This is a genomic window from Paenibacillus sophorae, assembly GCF_018966525.1.
Lineage (GTDB): Bacteria > Bacillota > Bacilli > Paenibacillales > Paenibacillaceae > Paenibacillus_AQ > Paenibacillus_AQ sophorae.
Map to the genome: position 1 here is coordinate 333,292 of NZ_CP076607.1, position 23,372 is coordinate 356,663.

Genomic DNA, 23,372 nt, shown 5'->3' on the forward strand with positions numbered 1-23,372 from the left:
TTCGAGATTGTACAAAATATGGTTGACAAGCAAACTTAAATTATATTATAAAAAGGTATCCCGTTAATCTACATCAGATAACTAGGTTTAATAATTTCATAGATTGCAACCGACTGGTTCTCTGGAGGCTGAGCTTGGTCCCTTTTTTATAAAGGTGACTTGAGTTTGGCCTTTTGTGTTATTGGGGCACCATAAGAGCCTTTGTTTTTCCACATGGTTACAGCACTCAATATTTTGCAGTTTATAACTGTTAAATAATTGAATAAAAAGAATTAATAGGGGTTGATGAATGACAAAGAAGAATTGAAGCAAATCAGATCAGATAGATGTCAGCAGCGATTAGTCTTGAACCGTTATTTCAATATGAGTTGGAGGTTATATCAAGTGAAAAAACGTTTTGCTTTTGTATTGCTCATTTCTGTACTGCTTATTATCTCCGCAGGCTGCGGGAACGACAACTCTGGCGCAAGCGGCAAACCAGATAGCGACGGCCTTTTTCCGATTCGGGTAGCGACCCCGACTGTTTTCAATGAAATCACCATCGCCGATGAACTCGGTTATTTCAAGGAAGAAGGCATCAAGATCGAATATACAGGAGTCCTTGGTAAAGGAATAACGGAATATCAGCTTATCGCCCAGGGTATAAATGACGCATTTATCGGCGGACATCCGCCCAATGTAGCCCAGGCCCGTCTGGCCGGACTAAAGATGTTGGCTGTGGCTCCGGGAATGGTGGACAACAAGGATTTCCCCCACGTCAGATACCTGGTTCAAGACAGCAGCCCGATCCACTCGCTGAACGACATCGTTGGCAAGAAAGTTGCCATTTCGAACGTAGCGCCCTGCACGGACGGTTACTTGAAGTACTATTTGAGCCAGCAGCATTTGTCTGAGGATGTAAACTGGACAACTCTGCCGTCGCCCGGGCAGCAGGAGCAATCCCTGGAACAAGGGCTGGTTGATGTAACGACCTCGCATCCTCCCTTTGCCGGTCTAGCACTCAAGCAGAAAGGAATCCGCCAGATCGCGACAAGCTGGGACATTTTGCATTCTCCCGGGGCCGGACTTTCCGTTCGCGGGTTCAGCGAAGATTTTATTAAGAAGAATCCCGATGTGGTAAAAGGCTTTACAAGAGCGCTCGCCAAAGTGCGGCCATGGGTAAACTCGCATCAGGAAGAAGCGAAGCAGATCGTCGCCAAGCAGTTGAAGCTGAAGCCGGAAGACCTGAGCGTGTTCTGGTACGATGAAGACAAGGATATTAACCAGGACTATATCAAACAGTGGTTCGATATTTCCGAACAAATCGGCTTGTGGAAGAAGGGCGATATTCAGCCTGCCGACATTTTTACTAATGAGTATGCGCCCCAGTAGCTCGTAACCGTACAAGATCTAATATTACAATGGTGGTGATTTTGCAGTGGTCAAAGTATTAAGATCAATCTGGAATTCGATATATAAGCTGCTGTCGATCATTCTGTTTTTGGCGCTTTGGGAAATTATCGCACGGCTGCACTTGGTCAACACCGTATTTTTCCCTCCATTCTCCAAAGTCGTCGTTGCGCTATGGCAGCTTACCGTATCCGGAGAGCTTGTGGAGAACTTGCTTATCAGTCTGCGCAGATCGCTGACCGGGTTTATTCTGGGGCTTGCATTCTCGATTCCGCTTGGACTTCTCATCGGCTGGTACAGAGGATTCGAACGATTCATCGACCCTCTGTTCCAAACTTTCCGCAACCTTTCCGTGTTAGCGCTGCTGCCGATATTTATTCTCTTTTTCGGCATTGGCGAGACTTCCAGAGTAGCCGTCATCTTCTGGGCGGTTTTATGGGCCGTCCTGCTTAACACTATAGCGGGAGTGAAATCGGCTGACCTTAGTCTGATTAAAGCGGCACGATCGATGGGGATCTCCAAATTGTCATTGTTCACCAAGGTAATTTTGCCGGGAGCGCTACCCTCCATTTTTACAGGGATCAGGTTAAGTGCCACCACCTCGGTTTTAGTGCTAATAGCCGCCGAAATGCTGGGAGCTAATACAGGACTTGGCTATGCGCTCTATTTCTTCCAGGCCAATGTCAAACCTCCGGAAACGTTCGCCATCGTTATTGTGTTGGCTCTGCTCGGACTTGCTATTAATTATTCATTGGCGGCGCTGGAAAAAAGAACGTTCAAATACCGGGAGGAGCTGCCTAATACCGGCAAAACGTTCTGAGAGCTAAGCTTATTCTTCTTATATTTCAAAAAAAGGTTGGCCCACCGTCAGTGCACAGTGCACACCATGACGATGGGCCAACCTTATTAATTAACTGTAGCCTTATCTAATCGCTGCTTTGAACGCCTCAATGTACTGAGCCGATTTCTTGGCAACGAGACTGTAATCCTTCTCGCGCAGGGCATCTGTGGTCAAGTCGGAGCCGATGCCGACAGCAAATGCTCCGGCTTTGATCCAATCTTTAAGGTTTTCCAGATTGACGCCGCCGGTCGGCATCACATTCGCCTGCGGCAGAGGACCTTTAAAGGCCTTGATCATGGCCGGGGAATACAGATTTCCAGGGAACAGCTTCACAACATCAACGCCCAGGTCGAGAGCTTCCTGAATTTCCATCGCCGTCATAACACCTGGCATGATCGGCACGCGGTACCGATTGCACAGCTTGACCGTCTCCGGATTCAGAGAAGGCCCAACTACAAATTCCGAGCCGCTTAGGATGGCGGCGCGTGCAGTCTCAGGGTCGAGCACGGTTCCTGCGCCGATAACGGCATATTTATCGGAGTCGGCAGGCGCGCTCGAAGAGTATTCGGCTGCCAGCTTCTCGATGGCTCTCAGAGCAAACGGCACGGTTAGCGTAACTTCGATAATCTTGATGCCACCGGCGATCGATTGCTTCGCCATTTCCACTACTTCTTCAGGGGAGTTCCCGCGGAGAACCGCGACAACGCCTCCCTCATGTATCTGATTAACAATACGCAGCTTCTTCATTTCCAGTTCCCCTTTGCTTAATATAACGTGATTTATCCGAATTACTAGCTATGATTACTTGTTAACCGGGACCTTAACCGGGAATTTAGGCGCTTCTCCGTTCACCGCACGGATCGCTTCTTCCGCAGCCATCTTGGCCATGCGGTAACCCGCCTCTACTGTGTTGGAGCCAACATGCGGGGAAGTCACCACATTAGGCAGTCCAACGATGTCCAGCGTTGCCGGCGGCTCCTGAACGAAGGTATCCAGACCCGCGCCCGCGATTTGTCCCGAGGACAAAGCCTCGTACAAATCCTGCTCAACGACCAGATCGCCCCGAGCCGTATTGATCAGAATCGCTGTCTTCTTCATTTGAGCCAGAGATTCCTTGTTGATCATGCCAACCGTTTCAGGAATCGCGGGAGCATGAAGAGTGATGAAATCGGACTGTGCGTACAGCTCCGGAAGGGTAACGTACTCCACGCCATACTTGTCGATCATATCTTGACGGACAAAGGCGTCATACGCAATGACCTTCATATCAAATGCAACCGCACGCTTCACAACCTCGGCTCCGATGGCGCCAAGACCGACAACGCCCAGCACTTTGTCTCCCAGCTCCGAGCCGGTAGTGCGGCCCCAGCCTCCTTCCCTTACTCCAGCATTCATTTGCGGGATATGGCGGGCGACGCTCAGCATCAGGGTGAGCGCAAGCTCCGCTACCGAACGGGTAGGAGCGCCTGGCGTAATCGTCACCGGAATGCCCAGACGGTTCGCGGCTTCCACATCAATATTATCGTAGCCGACGCCGTATTTCGCAACAACCTTCAAGGTCGGAGCGCCCGCTTCCAGCACCTTCGCCGTCACCTCGTCGATCCCGGTAATCAGCGCGTCCGCACCCTTGATTACTTCGATGAGTTCCGCTTCTTTCAGCGGACGGCCTTCCGTATTCCAGATAACCTCGAATCCGGCCTTAAGCAGCAATTCCTTCGCTTCCTCCGAACGGGAGAAAGAACGCGGCAGTGCAACTACTTTTGGCATACGGTTACCTCCTCTTTCACGGCTGGCGCTGCAGTATTGCCTTCGGATACTACGCGCACGCCGCCCTTGGATGCCGAGGAAGCATGCTGCGCGTACAGACGAAGCAGCTTGCTCGCTTCAATCTTGAACTCTTCCAGACGCTCCGCGCGCTTCGCCAGCTCTTCTTCCGAGACATGCAGCTGCAGCTTGCGGGTTGCGATGTCGATCTCAATCATATCACCGTCCTGCACCAGCGCAATCGTTCCGCCTTCGGCGGCTTCAGGACTCGCATATCCGATCGACAAGCCCGATGTTGCGCCCGAGAAACGGCCGTCCGTTACCAGCGCGGCGCGCTTGAACTTGCCAAGGATCTCCGTACAGCGGTGCAGCTCGCGCATGCCCGGTCCGCCTTTCGGTCCTTCATAGCGGATCACGACTGCGTCACCTTCCTGAATCAGGCCCTCTTCATAAGCTTCCGAGAAAGCTTCTTCGGAGTTGAACACCTTCGCCGGTCCCGTGAAGCTTCTCAGCTCAGGAGCTACCGCCGACTGCTTGATCAGCGCGCCATCAACAGCCAGGTTGCCTACCAGAACAGCCACGCCGCCTTCTTTGTCGAGCGGCTCTTCCAGCGTGCGGATGACATCGCGGTCAAGTACAGCAGCGTCCGCAATGTTGTTCTCCACGGTATCGCCTGTTACGGTCAGAGCTCCGGTGTGCAGCAATCCGCCGAGTTCCTTCATTAAAGCCTTCATACCGCCGGCACGCTGCAGATCGTTCGTGGTATATTCTTGGTTATTCGGCGTTACTCCCGCCAGGAACGGCACGCGGCGGCTGATATCGTCGAACAGGGTCATCGGCAGGTCGATGCCGAGTTCATGCGCAATCGCCGGCAGATGCAGGCACGCATTCAGCGATCCGCCCATGGCCAGCAGCACGGAAATGGCATTCTCGAACGCTTCCGGGGTCATGATTTGGCTCGGCGTAATGCCTTTCTTAACCAGTTCAACAGCTTGACGTCCAGCAGCTTCTGCGGCGTCCAATTGCTCGTCCGACAATGCCTGCATCCAGGACGTATTCGGCATTGCCATGCCGAGCGCCTCGGACAATCCCTGCATCGTGTTGGCCGTTCCGAGGAACGGGCACGCTCCAGGACCCGGGTAGTATTGGTTAGTCACTTCAACCAGGCCTTTTTCATCCAGCTTTCCGTCGAGGAATGCGCGTCTTGCCGCTTTGGATTCCTTCGGCTTGATGTGGTTCGGCATAACTCCGCCCAGTACAACCAGACCTGGCAGGTTCAGGCGCGCGGACGCCATCAGCATACCCGGAACGATTTTATCGCAAGAACTCAGAACGACCATGCCGTCAAAAATACCATGCGCCTTAACCATCGTTTCCACGCTGTCAGCTACGATTTCGCGGCTCGGCAGCGAATATTTCATGCCTTCATGCCCTTGGGCGATTCCGTCGCAAACGGCGATGGTGTTGAATTCGAGCGCCAGACCGCCAGCAGCCTCGATGCCTGCCTTCACACGGTCAGCCAGTTGGCGCAAATGCACATGTCCCGGCACGATTTCGTTCCAGGAGTTGGCTACGGCGATAACGGGCTTATCCATTTTGGAGTAGTCTACTCCGCAGGAACACAGATGGGCCTTCAAGATCGCTCTGGTAAACGGCGAAATCGTAGAAATTCGGTTACTCATAATAATTCCCTCCAAATTTTACTGCTTGATTTAGTCCACTTGATTTTTTCTGAACGAATATGTCAATCTCACATTATTATAATACATAAAGGGAAGAGACGACGCTGTGCCAAATTTGACACCCTGCGCCGTGTCTTCCAAACGGAATTTAAGCGGCCAATTTTTCACCGTCAGGGGCGTTTCCCTTAGGTGTTTTAACAACAATGGTCATTACAACGGATACGACAAGCGCCAGCGCCATGAACATAAAGGAAGCGTCAGGCGAACCGGTCGAGCCATTCAGGTAACCTACAATGTAAGAGCCAACGAAAGAACCAAGTGCTCCAAAGCTGTTGATCAGCGCCATCGCACCGCCCGAAACGTTCTTTGGCAGAAGCTCAGGAATGATAGCGAAGAAAGGTCCATAAGGTGCGTACATCGCTCCGCCGGCGATAACCAGCAGCGAGTAGGAAAGCCAGAAGTTCGAGGCCCCGATCAAATAGGAACCATAGAAAGCGATCGCGCCAATCAGCAGACAAACCCAAACGGCACCTTTGCGGTTCATGGTGCGGTCAGCGTAGTAAGAGACGCCAAGCATACCGATGATGGCTGCCAGGTACGGGCCTGCGGACAACCAGCCTGCATTGACAATTCCCATGCCTGAAGACTCTTTAAGAATGGACGGAAGCCACATAACAAAACCGTAAACACCGATACTCCAGAAGAAATATTGGATGGACAGCATAATAACCTTAGGGTTCTTGAACGCTTCACGGTAGTTCTTGACTTCTTTCATACCCTTTTGTTCTTCAAGAAGCGCTTGTTCAAGATCTTTCTTTTCGTTGTCGGACAACCACTTGGCTTCGCTAGGTTTGTCCTTAACCAGTCTCCACCAGAAGAATGCCCAAATTACGGAAGGCAAACCCTCAACGACAAACATATGCCGCCATCCAAGGCCATGTACCAGATATCCGGAGACAATGGACATCCAAAGAACCGTAACAGGATTTCCGAGGATCAGGAACGTATTCGCACGGGAACGTTCGCTTTTGGTGAACCAGTTGCTCAGGAAGATCAGCATTGCCGGCATTACAGCGCTTTCTACCACCCCAAGTGTGAACCGGATGGCATAGAGAACTCGGATATCATTTACGAGACCGGTCGCTGCAGCACAGGATCCCCACAAGATTAGACAAACGAATACGAGTTTCTTGGCACTTCTCTTGGCGGCGTAAGTCGCGCCGGGAATCTGAAAGAAGAAGTATCCCAGGAAGAACAGCGCACCCAGCAGCGAAGAAGCCGACGGTGTAATATGAAGATCATCCGCCATACCGGATGCCGAACCGAAACTGTAGTTTGCGCGGTCCAGGTAGGCCAAGCTATAAGTAAAAAATATAACAGGAATCAGTTTCAGCCACCGGCTGGGCGCCAGCTTTTTGTTATCCATAATCTTTCTCTCCTTATTGAGTTATAACGGATGCATTCATAAAGGCTTCCAGCTGCTCACGGGTAGGCAGTCCTTCCGCATCACCCTCTGCCGTTACGGCAAGGGCTCCGATCGCGTTTCCGCGACGTACCGCTTCTTTTACCGATAGGCCGTCCAGCAAGCCGCTGATTACGCCAACCGCAAAGCCGTCACCGGCTCCAACCGTATCGACCGCCTGCACTTTGAAGCCTTCGACAACGCCTTCTTCGGACGCAGTGCGGTAGTATGCACCTTCTGGTCCAAGCTTAACCGCTACAAGCTTCACACCGCGGTCAAGATAGTAGGCCGCAATATCTCTGTGATCGGAATAGCCGGTGAGCAGCTTGCCTTCTCCCACGCCCGGAAGCACCCAATCCGCCTGTACCGCCAGTGCATTGACGTTCTCGATCATTTCAGCCTGGCTGCTCCACAGCTTCGGCCGCAGATTAACATCGAATGAAATACTCCGTCCCGCCACTCTCATCGCTTTAATCGCTTCAAAAGACAGCTCGCGGGCCGATTCCGAGATTGCTGCAGGAATCCCTGTCAGATGGAGATGCTTTGCAGTGGTAAAGTAATTCATATCGACATCTGCCGGGCAGATTGTGCTGGCGGCAGAGCCTTTACGGAAATACTGAACTTGCGGATCGCCATCCACGACCTTGGATTTCATTTGAAATCCCGTCGGATAACGTTCATCGGTAAATACGGCATCCACATCGACATTCTCTTTGCGAAGAGCATCAATAATGAATTTTCCAAACGCGTCGTTTCCGACCTTACTGATCCACCGCATGCCAAAGCCGAGCCGTGCCAGACCTGTGGAGACGTTTGTTTCCGCTCCGGCAAGAGCCTTCGTGAATCGTTCGATTTGATGCAGCTCGCCCGGACGATCGGCGATGAACATAGCCATGGCTTCTCCGAATGTTACAACATCGCATGCTTTCATAACCATTCCTCCTATAAGTTTTGACAGCATCAGCTTACAGTGCCCACTTCGCAAAACTCACTTCGAAAGCGCAAACTATAAGTTTTGACTGCATAGGCTTCCAGTGTGCACTTCGCAAAACTGGCTTCGAAAGCATAAACTCATGCTTCCGATATCATGGATACATACTGCCGCAGAACCCCTTCAACATCTTCACCTTCAACCGGAAACTCAATCGTACGCGGCACATCGCGCGGGAGCAGATCCAGAATGTTACGCCAGAGGCTATCTTTTTCTTCCGGAAGTCCCAGAGTTACCAGCTTCCCATCGATTTTCTCTACATGTTTTAAATGAATATAGCCGACATATTTGTTTAGTTCCGCCGCCGCTTTCATGGCTTCTTCTTCGGTAAATTCCCAGTTGCCGATATCAAAGGTCATCTGGATAAAAAGCCCCGCTTCTTTGCAATCTTCAAAAAATTTCCGGAGCTTCATTACATTACCGCCATGAAGTGTTTGGTCATTCTCAACCGTCAATTCCAAAGCGTCCGAATCGGATACAAGGCTCTTCCAGTATTTCTTAAGCCCTTCAAGATCCGATACTCCGGATTTGTAATGCCCAAGCGAAGTCTTGAGCCATACTGCTCCGATTGACAGCGCCTCCGGTATAACAACATCCAACTTCTCCACATTCAGCGAACCATCCGCCTGCCACAGCTCAATGGGTGCCGAATAAACGCTTACAAGCTGACCCTTCCTGATCAAGTCTTTCAGATCGTCCAGGCGAGGGGTTTCCTCCCGAAACAGCTCTCTGCGGATTTCAATACCGGCACAGCCTGCGGCTATGGCTACCGGGACACATAATTCCTGTCCACCGTCTGCGGCCAGAGGCCCCAGGGAAGCCGTTGTTGTAAATACCTGAGTCATCCCAAATTCTCCTTTAGTCAAAAAATAGCCATTCAAATCCCTAGAATTTAATTAATGGTATCGATAAACGGTATCGGTTCCATTAAACTTCTAAAGATGAGCCGCTTTATTTAAAAGCGACCCTAAGTGACACTTTTCACAACCTACGCTAATCGATTAGGAATGGAATCGGTTATCGGTATCGGTTCCACTGGCATTAAGATACATGAGGGGAGGCTCCCCAGTCAATACAGTTCACAGGATCTTAGCATTTCGTGAAGGAGTTGAGCCTCTTGTGATCAAATTCGCAGACAGGGCATAATGCCCCGGCTGCCCATTATCGCCGGCAATACGCTCCAGAATGAGCTCCATCGCCTTATTGCCGATCTCATAAGTTGGCTGCGCAATGGTTGTAAGTCCGGAGCCCACAACGGGAGCCCACTCGGAATCGTCAACACCGGCAAAGCCGACATCTTCGGGGATACGAAGCCCCCGCTTCTGCAGAGCGTTGATCAATTTCAGCTGGGTCACTACGTTGACCGCAAAAATCATGCGGTATTGACCCTGCGTCTCGGCAATAAACCGGTCCAGTTGTTCGTCGAACTGCCCCTGGATCCGGGGCTCATATTCGTAAATATCGTCGACGCTGGGATGTCCGGCCGCAGCCAGAATCTGGACAAAGGTTCGAGCCCGCTCAATCCGGGAGCTGACATGCTGAATAGGTTGCGAGAAGAATCCGATCCGCTCGAATCCCTGGTCAAGAAAATACCCCGTCGCTTCGGTCATGGCCTTGTCATTATCGGTTCCGACCGTATCGACTTTAAGTCCCGGGATGCTGCGGTCGATCAATACAATCGGAATTTGGTCCTCCGAGAGTTCCCGCAGATTCTCCAGGTTCTGTCCGGTCGGGTGGATGATCAGCCCGTCAACGCGCTGGGCATGCAACATCGCGATATAATTTTTTTCCTTCTCGGGATCGTTATCCGTATTGCACACAATCATGCTGTACCCCTGTTTCGTGCACATGTCCTCGGCACCCTTAAGAACGGAGGTGGAGAAGGGATTGGAAATGTCGGCAAAAATCATTCCGATGGAGTAGCTGCGGTCCTGCCGCAGGCCTCTTGCCAGACGGCTTGGCCGGTAGCGAAGCTCTTTCACACTCTGCTTAATTCTTTGCAGGGTGGCTTCGGAGATGGATTTATAATCTCCGCTCAAATAGCGGGATATCGTCGTTTTGGAAACCCCCGCTGCCTTGGCCACATCGGCGATCGTCGCTTTTTGCGGAGGCTTGGAAGGTTGATTTATAGAATCCATGTATTTTCCTCATTCTTAATAAGTTTTGAGATTCTTAATTATATCACGTCAAGCTACTCCGGGCCAAAGCCGCGAGTATCCTTTTTGCAAACATATGAATATTTACAGAAAACAGTGTACTCCCGTATTCTAACAGATGTTAGGCGGACAAACCTTCTTCTTTATTATATAATTATGAAAATTATTGGAAGGAGAAGACAAAATTTGATTGACTCAGGAATAATACGTCTGCGGAGGACGGAAGAGGATGACTTGGCATTCGTGATTGAGGCCGAGCGCGATCAGCAAAACAGCCTCTATGTAGGCCAATGGAATCAGCAAGAACACCGAGACGCACTGCAGGACCCCGATATTTTGCACATCATTATCGAAAATGCGGCCGAGGAACCTGCGGGATACGTAATCGTAACGGGTCTCACCGACCCCAATCTGTCGGTATGCATCAAACGTATAGTTGTGGTGAAAAAAGGAAGCGGATACGGCAAAGAGACGCTCCGGCTGCTCAAGGAATGGCTGTTCCGCAGCACATCCGTACACCGCCTGTGGCTGGACGTCAAGACGCATAACGCCAGAGCGCGCCATATTTACGAGGGGGCCGGCTTCACACCGGAAGGCACCTTGCGCGAATGCGTAAAGGTCGGGGACAGGTTCGATTCGCTTCACATCCTATCGATTCTGCGGACGGAATACGAGGCGGGACGTTAACGCAATCAGCCCGGCGCGCTTTCGGTAGATCCGCCATGCGCCTACCGTACAAGTATAGCGGGCGGGCGAGCTGGTGCAGGGGCTAACACTCCCACCCGGCACGACTTTATCCGCTAGAGTATGTCGCGCCGAAATCTGCACTCCGCCATTCCAACTGCTCCCTCCTTTAGTCCCCTGGCTGCTCCAGAAGTGTCACGGACACGCCGACTTCAAGCGTGCTGCTGCCCCCGCGGTACACGCCCTGCAGCGGGCTGACGTCGGCATAATCGCGCCCTGTTCCGACACGAATGTGATTGTCCAGCGCCTCCACATTGTTGGTCGGGTCAAGGCCGACCCAGCCGATCCCCGGCACTATCACCTCGACCCAGGCGTGAGTGGCGGCATCGCCTTTAAGGGCGGAATCTTCGCCGACGTATAAATACCCGCTTACATACCGGGACGGGATGCGGCACGCGCGCAGAATGCCGATCATGACATGGGCCAGATCCTGGCACACCCCTTTTTTCAGCTCAAAAGCCTGCCGGGCCCGTGTGTCCACACTTGTCACCTCCCCGCAATAGGTGAACGTTTCGTATACATACCTCATGACCCGTAAAGCGTACTGAACGGGATTATCCATCTCGCCCAGCCCGCGCTTCACTTCCGACAACTGCTCCGGGTACAGGAAGGTATAGTCGGTCTCGTTCAGATAGGACAGATAATGCTGCCGGAATTGCCGGGAATGAAAAATATCCTGCATCCGCTTCGAATACTGAATTTCATGGATAAAGGAACCCCGCTGAATGCTCACGACCGACGTGGTCTTCACTTCCAGCAGATTATGCTTCTCGGGTATAAAAAAGGTCTCCACCAGATTGCCCCATAAATCGGTATATTCTTGGGTTAGGGAAGCCGGCGTAATCTCCGCCCGGTACATCAGCAGCCGCTGTACTTCATCCGTCAACGGTTTAAGCCGGATCGTATTCAGGCTTTGATCGACTTGCGTTTCATATGTGAACGTATTCGTATGCACAATTTCGTAGTTCATCGGACCTGACGTCTCCTTTGGGGCATTCTGTACGCCAATATTTTCCCCGAAGCTTGGAGGAAATAGCCTTGGACACCTTTTTAGCTGATCGTAAATTCATTAGAATCCCTTAGTTTTAGGTAATCTAAATGTAAATGTCCATCTGTCCATAATCTCAATCCATCTGAAGACAAATCATTTAATATTAAGTTACTCAGCACGTATTCCCCGTCATTGATAAATACTTCGACGGCATTCCTGTCCACTAATATTTCCAGCTTAATTTTCCCCTCTTTCGGGGCTACGATCACTCTTTGCGGTCTCTTGAACTCCTCAACATCAATCTTTATCCTTGAACTTTCCCTATTAAACACAAATTCATTTATTGATTTATCATATGTCAGATCTGCATGCTGCCCGTCCCCATCTCTAACAGAAAACCCAAACTTCCCTTCCGTTAAGTCCGCGACATCTATTTGGGCCTCAATAGAATAAGAAAGTCCATGAAAATCTTTAAAAATATTCTCTTGACCCGTGTATATATCTTCCCCTCTTATATCCATAATTATAGGAAAATTGTCTAGAAGATTCCATACTGGTTCTTGCACCAGCTTTAATCCGTCAGGTGTTGTTTTTAACCGTATTTCTCTTACAATACTCGTATTTCCATTGAACGTATCCCACGGAAGCTTACCTGCGTAATTCCAATTATTCATCCACGAAATAAAGTACCTGAAGTTCCCATTTGTATACGGAGCATCCCAAGTAACCCCTGTATAGGAGTCTGCGCCCTGTTCCAGCCATTTGACAGGAGTTTCAGCATGAAACTCCCTTCCATCAAAATCACCTACAAAATAACTGGAACCAGTTGTTACACCATAATTAAACCCATTACCCCCGATCATTAAGACCCATTTTTTATTGTCGCTATTTCCATCTACGTTCAATTGAAAAATATCAGGACATTCAATAATTCCAATATCCTGTCTTACAAAAGAAGAAGTATACTCCCAGTCTTTTAAGTTAGAAGATGTATAAAACCCCACTTTATCTCTTTCTGCTAATAGCATGACCCACTTCTGTGTTTGTTCATGCCAAATGATTTTGGGATCTCTAAAATCGGCACTTCCTGTTGGGTTATGCTGGACGATATTATAATGTTTAAAGGAATTTCCGCCATCTGTACTATACCAAAGGTGAGTAGATTGTCCTTCATATGGCATCGTTACTAACGCAATTACAGCATTTTTGCCAAACCCTGCTGTGTTATTTTCATCGATAACCGTACTGCCCGTCCAAGGGTCTCCATACGGAGTTTTATATTTTTCTATAGCTACCGGTTTCCTCTCCCAGTGAACTAAATCCGTAGACACCGCATGAGCCCACTCTGTACCATTTCCACCCCATGAATAGTCGTCGTTATAAAGATAGTATAAATGGTGTTGACCGTTGATGTATAAAGGTCTTTGGACGTCGTTCATCCACTCTGCTTGAGGAGTAATGTGATACTCCGGACGATTTAATTCAGAATTTGCAAAGGCTGCTTTCGATCCGACGAATCCAAAAGAAAATAATAATCCAACAAGGACTGCGAATAGTACACCTCTTGCTTGATTACTTATACATTTTACTCTCACTCTCATTAAATCCCCATCCTCTTACTGTGTTTTTTAACTCCAGCTCTTCCCTCATATATTTGATTTATCGGAATACACCAGCTCAAATACAATATCTGGATCGACAAATTTCACCAAATTCTTGTATAATTCTTCTAATTGGGATATCCATGGGTGCGCGGGATTGGTCGAAAACTGGGTTTTTGTGCGGGAAAAACGGAGTAAAACGGATAGTGGATATGAAGTGAAGCTATGGATATACCGGAGCGAAAGGAAACCGAGGGATCGGGGTGAGCCAGGGGGCCAGAGCGGCTTTCGCTCGCCCATAATTTGCTGAGGAAACATGCGGTAGGCCAAAATGAAACCGGCCGGCCAAGGATGAATTTGATATGCTCCCCATACAGTAGACAGGTGAAATAATAAAAACTTGTTACTGTGAGGGGAGCATTTTTCATGCAAAAACCACCATATCAAGTTGCGCAGAAACTCATGATCCTACAAGCAATGGAAAGTGGGCAGATAAGTATCAGGGCAGCCGCGAAGATCTATGGCATCGGGAGAACAACCTTGGCAGAGTGGCAGCCGCGATATGAGGTGTATGGCTATGCCGGGCTGGAGACTCGGACCCGTAATCGAAGGTATTCCGCAGAGTTCAAGCTTCAAGCGGTACTGGATTATCTTTCGGGGAGTTTGTCCCAATCCCAAATTATCGATAAATACCAAATCGTCAGCCGAACCCAACTTCGCAATTGGGTGAAGACGTATAATGATCATAGCAGCATAAAAATCTATTCAGGTGGAACAAAGGCTATGACCAAGGGGCGGACGACAACGTGGCAGGAGCGGATAGACATCGTGCTCTATTGCCTTGCACAGCAACACGACTATCAGAAGACAGCGGACCATTTTCAGGTTTCGTACCAGCAGGTGTACCAATGGGTCAAGAAGTACGAGAGGGGTGGCGAGGATGCGCTCCGGGATGGCCGGGGGGGCGAAAAAAGGAACCCGAAGAGACCACCGAAACGGAACACCACAAGCTCGCAATGAAGAAGCTGGAATATGAGAATGAGCGGCTTCGGGCCGAGAATGCGTTCTTCAAAAAGTTGCAGGAACTCGAAAGCAGGCGACGCTAAGCGCACATCGTCAGGAACGGATTTATCTGGCCATTCAGGCGGTTCATGAGCAAGAAGCCTTCCCGGTCCAGCTGTTATGTGATCTTGCAGGGATTTCACGATCCAGCTACTACAAATGGCGGGCGCATCGCCCCAGTGCCCGTGAACGGGAAAACCGGAAGCTTACCGATGCCCTGATTTCGCTGTACGAGCAGGTTGGGGGAATCTACGGATACCGCCGACTAACCCTGCATCTGCGCCGGCAGACGGAACAAGCGTTGAATCCCAAGCGAATCCGCCGGCTGATGAAGATTCGAGGCATTCAGTCGGTGATCCGCAGAGCGCGAAAAGCCTATGCCCGATCCACCCCGCAGCAGGTGGCAGAGAATCTGCTGAACCGTAAGTTCCATGCGTCGGCTCCCAATAAAAAATAGGTAACCGATGTCACGGAACTCAAATATGGAAATGGCGAGAAGGCCTATTTAAGTGCCATCCTGGATCTTTATGACAACACGATTATCTCTTATGTACTGGGGGCGTTCCAACAACAACGCGCTTGTCTTTGAAACGGTACGAACCGCCTTGCGGACGGCACAGGGAAGTAAGCCTATGCTTCATAGCGACCGGGGTTTTCAGTACACCTCTTTGAAGTTTAAGAAGCGATTTGGTGCAAAACTGACGCAGAGCATGTCCCGAGTGGGTCGATGTATCGATAACGGTCCCATGAAGTCCTTTTGGGGAACCCTCAAGTGTGAGCGGTATTACTTGCATTCTTACTCGACCTTTGAGGAACTTCAGCACGATATGGAGGACTATATCCATTTTTACAATAACGAACGGTTGCAAGCCAAATTAAACGGCCTTATTCCCATGGAATTCAGGACCAAGGCCGCCTAAACGCTTTTATTTTTTATGCTGTCTACTTGACGGGGAGCAGTTCAGGCCAGTCTTTTCCTTCACTATTATTGTTCAAAACGTTCGAAGATTAGCTCCAACGTTGACACCTGGCCCCCCGCCAGCACTGGCATCGGGACAATGCTGTGCAACTTCCATCCCCTTGCTGAATGCTGCTCGATCACCTGCCGGTAATCTTCCTTCAACTTGCCACTCAGCGTTCCTACGGAAATGGATACAAATTCATATTTATACATGATTCATTCCTCCTTGTCAGTTCTTCAGTTTAAGAGCCTGGTCCACAATAACCTCACCGTAGCCAAATTTGTCATCCCTACCTGGATCGCCAAGATCGACAGCACTTTGCTTCAGAAGGCGGAAAATATTATCGGCTTGCGGATAATGATGATGCCTGTCGTAATAGTTCGAAATCAGCAGAGCTGCCGTTGCTGATACTTGCGGCGCAGCCAGACTCGTTCCGAAGGAAAGGGAGTAGCCTTGCGGAATATTCAGCATAATATCCAATGCAGTGTTCGGTAACGACTTGGGAAATGCCGTCAACATCAGATCCGTCACGTTCACATTTCCGGTCGTATCGAAGTCGTCGCCAAAATACCCGCCGTAAGCGACAAAATCAATATATGGGCCATAGTTGGAATAAGGAGCCAGCCGATTGCTCTTCATTACCGCACCGACACTGATGACATGCTCCAGCATACTGGGGGCATGAATTTCATTTGACGCAGCATTGGATTTATCACCGGTCCCACGGTTTCCAGCAGACGCCACAATAATGGCATTCATTTTATCTGCATAATCGACCGCCCGTTGGTAAGCTTCCCGCAGAATACGCCCTGCATCATCCAATCGGATATAACTGCCAGCACTGATATTGATCACCTGGTTCCCGTCATTGGCTGCCCGAACGATGGCGCTTAGAAGTGCGAAGCTGTTCCCGCCACCATTATTCATGATTTTGTAAGGGACAATGCTGATCTTCGGAGCCAGCAGACTCAAAACGCCTGCTACCTGAGTACCATGGCCATTCTCATCCTGAACACTATTGTTGCCGTCAACATAATTCCAGCTGTCCACTGTAAGAATTGTCTGTCCAAAATGCTCATTCGCTAAATCCACACCACTGTCCAGCAAAGCTATCTTGACCTTAGGATTGCCTTCCTGAATATCATATGTCGTATAATGATTAGTTTGTGCTTCCGCATACCATAAATACGCATTCAGTTCTTCCATTCCATGCAAATCCCAGTAGTTTCTGTTTTGAAGCATTTTGGCTTCTGCGGATTCTCCGGGGTCCTTATACCAGGAAAAATCCACCTCGCTTGCGGATTTCTTCAGCCACCTATCCAATTCCTCAGAAGTTCCTTGCAACTTTAGGAAGCCAATTTCCTGAATTTTATCTGCCGTAAGCTGACTTTTACTTAGAAGAGAATCGATCGTTTTCATTTGGTGCGGTCTGTCCAGCAGAACAAATATCGTCTCCGACTGACTGTTTCCCACATCCACAGCGCTGACCGTTCTGAAAGGCGTGGCTGCAAGGAGCGCGCACACCATGAGCAGCAACAGGGACGCCAGCGGTTTTTTCTTTTTCAAATTACACTTCCCCTTTCTTCAAACGGGTGAATACGCATGCTCTTGAAATTTAGCGTAAAATTCCGCATAGAACTCACTTTTCTTCAGTAGGTCATGATGCGTTCCCAGGGCCGTAATTTCTCCATTCTCCATTACGATGATGAGATCCGAGTCCATAATGGTCGTGAGCTTATGGGCAATCACCACCCGGGTACATTTTAGCCGTCTTAAAAAATGATCAATGCGCTTTTCATTCTGATGATCCAGGGAACTGGTTGCTTCATCCAGCAGAATGACAGACGGCTTGTTTAGCAGCGCCCTGGCGAGAGCGATTCGCTGTCTTTGTCCACCGGAGATGTTCATTCCTAGTTCCGATACCATGGTGTTAAATCCCATCGGCATTCTGACAATATCCTCATAGATTTCAGCCATCTTTGTGACGCTTTGAATTTCCTCCAGACTGACATCTTCCTTATACAAAGAGATATTATCTTTAATGCTTCGGTTGAACAGAGAGACATCCTGTGGAACAACGCCAATTTGCTTACGCAAGGCGCTCAGATTCAATTCGCGGATATCCTTGCCGTCAAAATAAACCTTACCATTCGACGGCATATACAGGCCTAGAATTAGCTTGGCCAAGGTGCTTTTGCCTGCACCGGACTGCCCGACAATTGCTATTTTCTGGCCGGATACAATATCAAGGCTAATGTCCTTGACCACCCAATCGCTGTGCTCGCTGTATCGGAATGACACATTGTCTAGGCGGATGTTGCCTTTGAACTCAGTAATGCTCTCCTTGTCATCGTCCGTATGCTCCAACGGCTCGTCCAGTACATCCTGGACCCGCTCAAGATAAGCGCCTGTCAACATAAACGAGTTGATCGTTTGGACGATGGAACCGCTCATACTGAAGAAGTTATTCGAAAGCGAGTAGAACGCGATCAGTTCCCCCAGCGAAAGCTGGTTGTTAAATACCAGCATGGCCCCGATCCACAGTACCAGAAGCGGCGACATCATTTGGAGTGTTCCGGAAAGGGAAGCGATCATATTCATGAACCCTTCCTTGTTTTTGTAAGCCTGAATCAGTTGATCGAGAAAGGAGGCCCAGCGGTGGTAAGTTTCCTTCTCTATGCCTGCCGTTTTAATTCCGAAGATACCGTACAAAAACTCGGTTTGATAGCTCTGAAGTTGGGAGGTTTTCAGAATTTCGTCTTGATTTACCTCTTTTAACCTGCGTTTGGTAAGGATCAGCATCAGAACATTCAACAGCGACAGCCCGACCACCAGACTAGTTAAGACTAAGGATTTATTAAGCATGTAAATTGTAATAAATGTAATCGCACTGAAATCAAGCAATCCAAGTACAAGCTTAGAAGAGAGCATCTCTCTGATAATCCGGAGGCTACTCGCCCTGAATAACAGATCCCCAAACGACCTTAATTGAAAGAACTGGTAAGGGAGTTTCAAGATATGAGAAAAGAAATGCTGCATCATCCTTTTATCCAACGTATTGTTCAGTACAATGATGAATTTGCCTCGGAAAAATTGAACAAAACCTTGAACGATCGTCAAAAAGATAACGCTCACCATAAAGATGGACAGTAATTGAAATTTATTGGCCGTAATAATGTTATCAATGAGATATTGGACCAAGATGGGCATCCCAAGTGTTCCTAACTGGTAGATAATTGCTATTATAATGACAATAGTCACTTTTTTAGGGATTTCCATAAGATACTTCAGAAACTTGCCCCAAACCGATACTCTTTTTTGCGGAACGACTTGTTCCGTCGGGGTCATTTCCAAAACAATGAAATTATAGCTTTTCTGAAATTCCTCATAGGAAATCGTTTGTCTGCCCACAGCCGGATCGATAATTTTTATGCTGTTTTTGTTTATTTTATCGATGACTACATAATGATTCTCGTTCCAATGGGCAATCACCGGCAGCCGAAGCTGCGACAACTGATGCAATTCCGCCCGGAATACCTTGGCCTTGAAGCCTAACCGGACGGCCGTATTTCGCATCGTGTACAGTGTGACACCGTCACGGCCTATGCCCGCCATGTTCCGCAGTTCCCTTAGGGTCTTGTGGGCATTGTATTTCCCGGCAACCATCGAAATACAGCATATGCCACACTCCGTCTGCTGCATTTGTTCCACAAACGGCGTTCTATTTATGAACATACATCTACCTCATTCAGCGGGATATCCAGCGCCAGAATAGATGGAATCTCAGGGTCAAGGAGCCGCAGCATACCAAAAGCAATTCCGCTAATTCCAGTAAACAGACCAAGCGACTCGATATCAGGATGCATCCCGGTTCTCCATGGTCTGTCCGGTGTTTTGTTAAGCTGCATCCACTCAGCTTCACCGGCCAGCTTCGCTCCTTGCAACAAACGGTGTACATCCAGGAGAACATTGCGGTTCCCCAGTTCTCCATGACACATCGAATGCCCAGTGGCTCCCTCCGTTTCGGAAAGGTCGTTCAGCAAACGGTCAATCATCAGAAGCTCGGCTGGGAAGCTGGGCAGCAGAGCATGGATATGGGCTCGAGCCAACAGAATACCGTATGAACCGTGACACCAATAATTAGCGGCTAGCGCATGTTTGTTCTCCCGCAAGTCTAACCATTTCCGCTCCGATCCCACATAAAAGCGATTTTCTATCTCCACCAGTTTCATGATCGTACGCTGAATATCGCTTGACGGAAGCACACAATAGACATGGGCCAAGGAAAAGGCAATCCCACTGATGCCATGGGCAAATCCGGCGGACCGCCCGCTGTCCGAATGAATTACAGTATTTCTAATTTGCTGCAAATATCGTTCCGATAGGATCTGAAGCACCCGAATGACTTCATCGGCCGGATATGCACGGTAAAGGTTAGCCAATACCTTTAATAAACCGGCATGGCCCCTGATAATATCTATCTCTTCTTCGAGCGGGAGAAGCTTTTCAATTGCGGGGAGCAGACCAACGGCCCTATGAAGCAAGGACGAATCATTCCACAAGCAGCCCAAGTAAGAATACACGTAAACAAACGCCCCAATCCCAAAAAATGCCGAGGTCGAGTCCATATTAGCCAACCAAAACTTTTCTTCACCCATAAGCACGTTCAAGATCGATTTTGCGGTTCTCTCATATTCCGCCGACTTTAAGAAAACACCCAGTTGAGCATAAAAGATCGCTATTCCTCCGATGCCGTCATACACGCCCGGTGGGAGCGGTGACAGGAATATGTCGTCTTCATTTCCGACACTGGTACTGATCCAAAAGGGGCTTCTACCCTTCTTATCATATAAGGCCTTGGCTAACATCCCGTCAGCAATTGTTACAATTTCATCCCTTAGATGAACCGGCGTGGGCAGTTCTGCCGGTTGTTCTGAAATGCCGTTCCAGACGTTGTCGATCAGCGTAGCCAGCGACAGCGAGATATACCGCTCTTGCTTCAGACGATCTGCTTCCGAGAAGGAGCGGATACGCGATTTGGTCAATGCCAGGCTACTTTCTTTATAGAAGTCCCTGTATTCTTTGCCCGCTGAGTTATACAGATGTTTGCCACCCACAAGGAAAGTGAAATAAGGAATGTCATGGACGACCAAATCATTGATTTCGGAACGGACAAACACATTGGCGAGTTCGGACCATTCCGTAATGGACCACATATAATCAAACAAGCCTTCCCGGTCAATCCCCCTTTGCAAATACTTTGGATGGGTGCTCGCCTCTAGGAATTTTCCATACACATGTGTAGGTCGGAAGACATGCCGGACTTCATCCTTGCTGAACATGTTCAACAGGGACTCGAATTCAAATTTATGGGATTCGATTGAGCGGTACGTGTCGCGGAAGCCTTCCAGCAAATACTCTTTATAGTCAAAAATCTGAATATCCTGTCCGTTGATAGCAGGAACATTCAGCTTATTTTTTGTCACCAGCTCCGTCTCGACAAAGGCCATCGCATCCGTGCCAAAGTTGCTGATGGTATAACCTTTGTTCCTTTTGGACTTTTGTCCTCCTCTGCCCGCAATACCACTCAAATCGTAGTCCAAGGCCTGATCGTGATTGAATTTGACCGGCAGCATCATCGAAGACAGCACGGAATTCTTCAGCTCCAGCGCAGTGATATGAAGCTGGTTCTGGTTTTGGAACAAATCAATTTGATTATCGAACAAAGTCTCTAAATCGATCAGGATCGGATACTCACCCGCTGCAATCAAATTCTCATTATGAAAATCGACGGAACGGAAAGCATAAAGAAGAGCCACATTCATTCCCTGTCTGTAAAAGAAACGCTGGATCTGCGCTTCGTCGATACAATCGTCATATTGAATAAATTCCTGCCAGCCGTATTGCTCACGGTCTAGTACTTTGGCAGCACGCAAAGAATGCTTCACGCCGCTCGCATTCACCCAAGCCACGATCTCAGTAAAATGGGAGTCAACCGCGAGCGAGCGCGGTTTGTAAACTAGCTTGCCCGCAGTCGTCTCAATAATTTCCACACTGCGCCCCTTCTTATGGGAATCGCCCAAATCTCCTTTGACCCCGGTCAAGCGGGGTGAGCGGAAGCCGAATGTTTCTTCAATTGTTTCGTAATCCATCAGGAAATGCTTTACCAGCGTTTTATGTATTTCAATCAATTGAACAAGCCGTTCACAGAGAACTCTTCCCAGTACAGGGTACACCTCAAAAATTCCCGCGAAATTCTCGGAATCCCCCAAGTACTGCTCAACAAAATAAATATAGCGTTCTTCACCGTCGCTGCCCTTCAGACTTCCTTCCATTCTTGCTATATTCAGCTCGGCAATCAGCATCTTGGTCGATAGCTTATCAATGTCGCTATGGATAATGGAAATAACGCATTCCATGTATTGATGGATATCAATCTTAGTTTTCACCAGACTATTTTCTCGGGACAGTGATTTGAAGAAATCTTCCATTTCATTCTGGACATAAAGAATAAATGGGGTGAAATAAGTAACAAAGGATTTATGGGGGAGCTCGTATTTTATATGCGAGACAGCTTTTGGATCATAAGCTGTAATTTTTCGTAAGACTTGAACCCATTCCGGCAAATGATTCTCTATCAGTTGCGGGTAATTCCGGATTATATGTTCATAGTTTTGCTTAGTCAGACGAAGCGAACTCAGCTTATTGTATAGCGCTTTCTCGGAAATATTGTAATTAACCGTACCCTCGTCGACATTCTCCATCTCGGTTGAAAAGGGAGCCAGTTCACGCAGGTAAGCGCTCTGCTTAAACGCGGATTGAAGCTTATTCATCATTTATCATCCCTTATCATAAATTAATAAAAAAGGGCTACCATGAAAACAAACTTCATGACAGCCGCTTAGCAACGGTTCAGCTGCGGCTCGTCCTTTGGACTCCAGAGAAATCGGCTGCGGCACAAGTTTGATGCAACATAATACGCGAGCAGATGGGGTTAGTGTTAACCCTCTGCCCGCAGGTCTCTTCATTTTTCCTTCTCCCTTATTCTTACAAAAAAAGGATAGCCACTTAGGTCAGGTTTACACTATAACAGAAGTTAAATTAGCATTGGCTAGTGCATTTGGTAGTTGGGCAAAGGCTTGCCGACACCGTTACTCCCGCTGTAATACAAGTCCATGAAGATGTAGTCAGTATAGTAGTTTCCGGATTTACATCGCCTGCTCCCCCAGTGAGCATTTTCAATTCTTCCTCTGTAACTACACCTACAGTTTTACTAGTTTTCAGAAACTCATTACGGATCTTCGAATTTTTCATAGAAATCATCATCCTTTCAAAATTGTAATTTAAAATATATGTAAGAATTAGGGGTTGACTACCCTTTATGGAATAAAATATACTATGTCTGGAATTCCAAGTCTACTAATTTTTTCAATTAAAGGAAAAGGAGCGATTACTATGTACGACAAAGCATTGGTAACAGCATGGAAAAACCCGATGGCGAGAAAAGGCCTTGGTGCTATCCATCATCCTTCCGGTGATGTATTAGCGGAACTGAAAGAAGAAGACTTGCAGGATTTTACTGGTGGTTTTGACACCAACACTTTGACTACAAGCACAAGCATCTTGATCAGCATGACACTGGGCAACAATGGTTGGGTTTGTACAGCCACCAAAGAATGTATGCCTAGCTGCAACTAAAAAAGCAAGGCTACAAACCGCGGGCGGGG

The 23,372-nt window shown here is 48.5% G+C and carries 21 protein-coding genes; 7 read left to right on the top strand and 14 right to left on the bottom strand.

Annotated features, from left to right (window positions below):
- Positions 1-384: 384 nt before the first annotated feature.
- Together KP014_RS01480 and KP014_RS01485 are read left to right on the top strand one after the other, a co-directional pair.
- Complete coding sequence (locus KP014_RS01480) at positions 385-1,371, top strand: ABC transporter substrate-binding protein (protein WP_036593009.1); 987 nt, start codon at positions 385-387, stop codon at positions 1,369-1,371.
- 46 nt (positions 1,372-1,417) lie between these two features.
- Positions 1,418-2,209 carry an ABC transporter permease gene (locus KP014_RS01485; protein ID WP_042208647.1) on the top strand — a complete coding sequence of 264 codons (792 nt, stop codon included), beginning with the start codon at positions 1,418-1,420 and terminating at the stop codon, positions 2,207-2,209.
- 102 nt (positions 2,210-2,311) lie between these two features.
- On the opposite strand, the gene KP014_RS01490 is transcribed toward KP014_RS01485, so the two are convergent.
- The 7 genes from KP014_RS01490 to KP014_RS01520 form a co-directional block, all read right to left on the bottom strand.
- Complete coding sequence (locus KP014_RS01490; RefSeq protein ID WP_036593008.1) at positions 2,312-2,977, bottom strand: bifunctional 2-keto-4-hydroxyglutarate aldolase/2-keto-3-deoxy-6-phosphogluconate aldolase; 666 nt, start codon at positions 2,975-2,977, stop codon at positions 2,312-2,314.
- Positions 2,978-3,031: 54 nt separating this feature from the next.
- Positions 3,032-3,997, bottom strand: a complete 966-nt coding sequence (locus KP014_RS01495; RefSeq protein ID WP_036593007.1) for a phosphoglycerate dehydrogenase — start codon at positions 3,995-3,997, stop codon at positions 3,032-3,034.
- On the bottom strand, positions 3,985-5,676 hold the full coding sequence (gene ilvD / locus KP014_RS01500; protein WP_051499774.1) for a dihydroxy-acid dehydratase: 1,692 nt from the start codon (positions 5,674-5,676) through the stop codon (positions 3,985-3,987). The genes KP014_RS01495 and ilvD overlap by 13 nt, the downstream gene beginning before the upstream one ends.
- Positions 5,677-5,824: 148 nt before the next feature.
- On the bottom strand, positions 5,825-7,102 hold the full coding sequence (locus KP014_RS01505) for an MFS transporter (RefSeq protein ID WP_036593006.1): 1,278 nt from the start codon (positions 7,100-7,102) through the stop codon (positions 5,825-5,827).
- Between the two features lie 13 nt (positions 7,103-7,115).
- Complete coding sequence (locus KP014_RS01510; RefSeq protein ID WP_036593005.1) at positions 7,116-8,069, bottom strand: sugar kinase; 954 nt, start codon at positions 8,067-8,069, stop codon at positions 7,116-7,118.
- Positions 8,070-8,209: 140 nt separating this feature from the next.
- Complete coding sequence (locus tag KP014_RS01515) at positions 8,210-8,974, bottom strand: hypothetical protein (RefSeq protein WP_036593004.1); 765 nt, start codon at positions 8,972-8,974, stop codon at positions 8,210-8,212.
- 234 nt (positions 8,975-9,208) lie between these two features.
- Positions 9,209-10,267, bottom strand: coding sequence for a LacI family DNA-binding transcriptional regulator (locus tag KP014_RS01520; RefSeq protein WP_063619463.1), 1,059 nt, complete (start codon positions 10,265-10,267; stop codon positions 9,209-9,211).
- 204 nt (positions 10,268-10,471) lie between these two features.
- On the opposite strand from KP014_RS01520, the gene KP014_RS01525 reads away from it, so the two are divergent.
- On the top strand, positions 10,472-10,972 hold the full coding sequence (locus tag KP014_RS01525) for a GNAT family N-acetyltransferase (RefSeq protein ID WP_246590616.1): 501 nt from the start codon (positions 10,472-10,474) through the stop codon (positions 10,970-10,972).
- A 166-nt stretch (positions 10,973-11,138) separates the two neighbouring features.
- Here the strand turns inward: KP014_RS01525 and KP014_RS01530 are convergent, their stop codons facing one another.
- Positions 11,139-11,999 carry a transglutaminase family protein gene (locus tag KP014_RS01530; protein WP_036593003.1) on the bottom strand — a complete coding sequence of 287 codons (861 nt, stop codon included), beginning with the start codon at positions 11,997-11,999 and terminating at the stop codon, positions 11,139-11,141.
- 80 nt (positions 12,000-12,079) lie between these two features.
- A complete protein-coding gene (locus KP014_RS01535; RefSeq protein ID WP_036593002.1) occupies positions 12,080-13,621 on the bottom strand; it encodes a glycoside hydrolase family 32 protein in 1,542 nt (513 codons plus the stop codon).
- 426 nt (positions 13,622-14,047) lie between these two features.
- Here KP014_RS01535 and KP014_RS01540 point away from each other — a divergent pair, with 426 nt between their 5' ends.
- From KP014_RS01540 to KP014_RS29295, 3 genes are all read left to right on the top strand, one after another.
- Complete coding sequence (locus KP014_RS01540; RefSeq protein ID WP_081949662.1) at positions 14,048-14,641, top strand: helix-turn-helix domain-containing protein; 594 nt, start codon at positions 14,048-14,050, stop codon at positions 14,639-14,641.
- A 289-nt stretch (positions 14,642-14,930) separates the two neighbouring features.
- Positions 14,931-15,140 (top strand): IS3 family transposase, encoded by a 210-nt coding sequence (locus KP014_RS29290; RefSeq protein ID WP_367888850.1) that lies wholly within the window; start codon positions 14,931-14,933, stop codon positions 15,138-15,140.
- 253 nt (positions 15,141-15,393) lie between these two features.
- Positions 15,394-15,603 (top strand): IS3 family transposase, encoded by a 210-nt coding sequence (locus tag KP014_RS29295; protein WP_367888851.1) that lies wholly within the window; start codon positions 15,394-15,396, stop codon positions 15,601-15,603.
- A 65-nt stretch (positions 15,604-15,668) separates the two neighbouring features.
- Here the strand turns inward: KP014_RS29295 and KP014_RS01555 are convergent, their stop codons facing one another.
- From KP014_RS01555 to KP014_RS01575, 5 genes are all read right to left on the bottom strand, one after another.
- Complete coding sequence (locus tag KP014_RS01555; RefSeq protein WP_036593000.1) at positions 15,669-15,857, bottom strand: DUF4177 domain-containing protein; 189 nt, start codon at positions 15,855-15,857, stop codon at positions 15,669-15,671.
- A gap of 16 nt (positions 15,858-15,873) precedes the next feature.
- Complete coding sequence (locus tag KP014_RS01560; RefSeq protein WP_051499770.1) at positions 15,874-17,211, bottom strand: S8 family peptidase; 1,338 nt, start codon at positions 17,209-17,211, stop codon at positions 15,874-15,876.
- A gap of 18 nt (positions 17,212-17,229) precedes the next feature.
- On the bottom strand, positions 17,230-19,380 hold the full coding sequence (locus KP014_RS01565; RefSeq protein ID WP_036592999.1) for a peptidase domain-containing ABC transporter: 2,151 nt from the start codon (positions 19,378-19,380) through the stop codon (positions 17,230-17,232).
- Complete coding sequence (locus KP014_RS01570) at positions 19,371-22,481, bottom strand: type 2 lanthipeptide synthetase LanM family protein (protein WP_081949668.1); 3,111 nt, start codon at positions 22,479-22,481, stop codon at positions 19,371-19,373. Before KP014_RS01570 ends, KP014_RS01565 begins: the two co-directional genes overlap by 10 nt.
- A 265-nt stretch (positions 22,482-22,746) precedes the next feature.
- Positions 22,747-22,968 carry a class II lanthipeptide, LchA2/BrtA2 family gene (locus tag KP014_RS01575; protein WP_081949670.1) on the bottom strand — a complete coding sequence of 74 codons (222 nt, stop codon included), beginning with the start codon at positions 22,966-22,968 and terminating at the stop codon, positions 22,747-22,749.
- A 132-nt stretch (positions 22,969-23,100) separates the two neighbouring features.
- On the opposite strand from KP014_RS01575, the gene KP014_RS01580 reads away from it, so the two are divergent.
- Positions 23,101-23,343: a plantaricin C family lantibiotic gene (locus KP014_RS01580; protein WP_036592998.1), complete on the top strand. Its 243-nt coding sequence runs from the start codon at positions 23,101-23,103 to the stop codon at positions 23,341-23,343.
- The last annotated feature ends 29 nt before the right edge of the window (positions 23,344-23,372 follow it).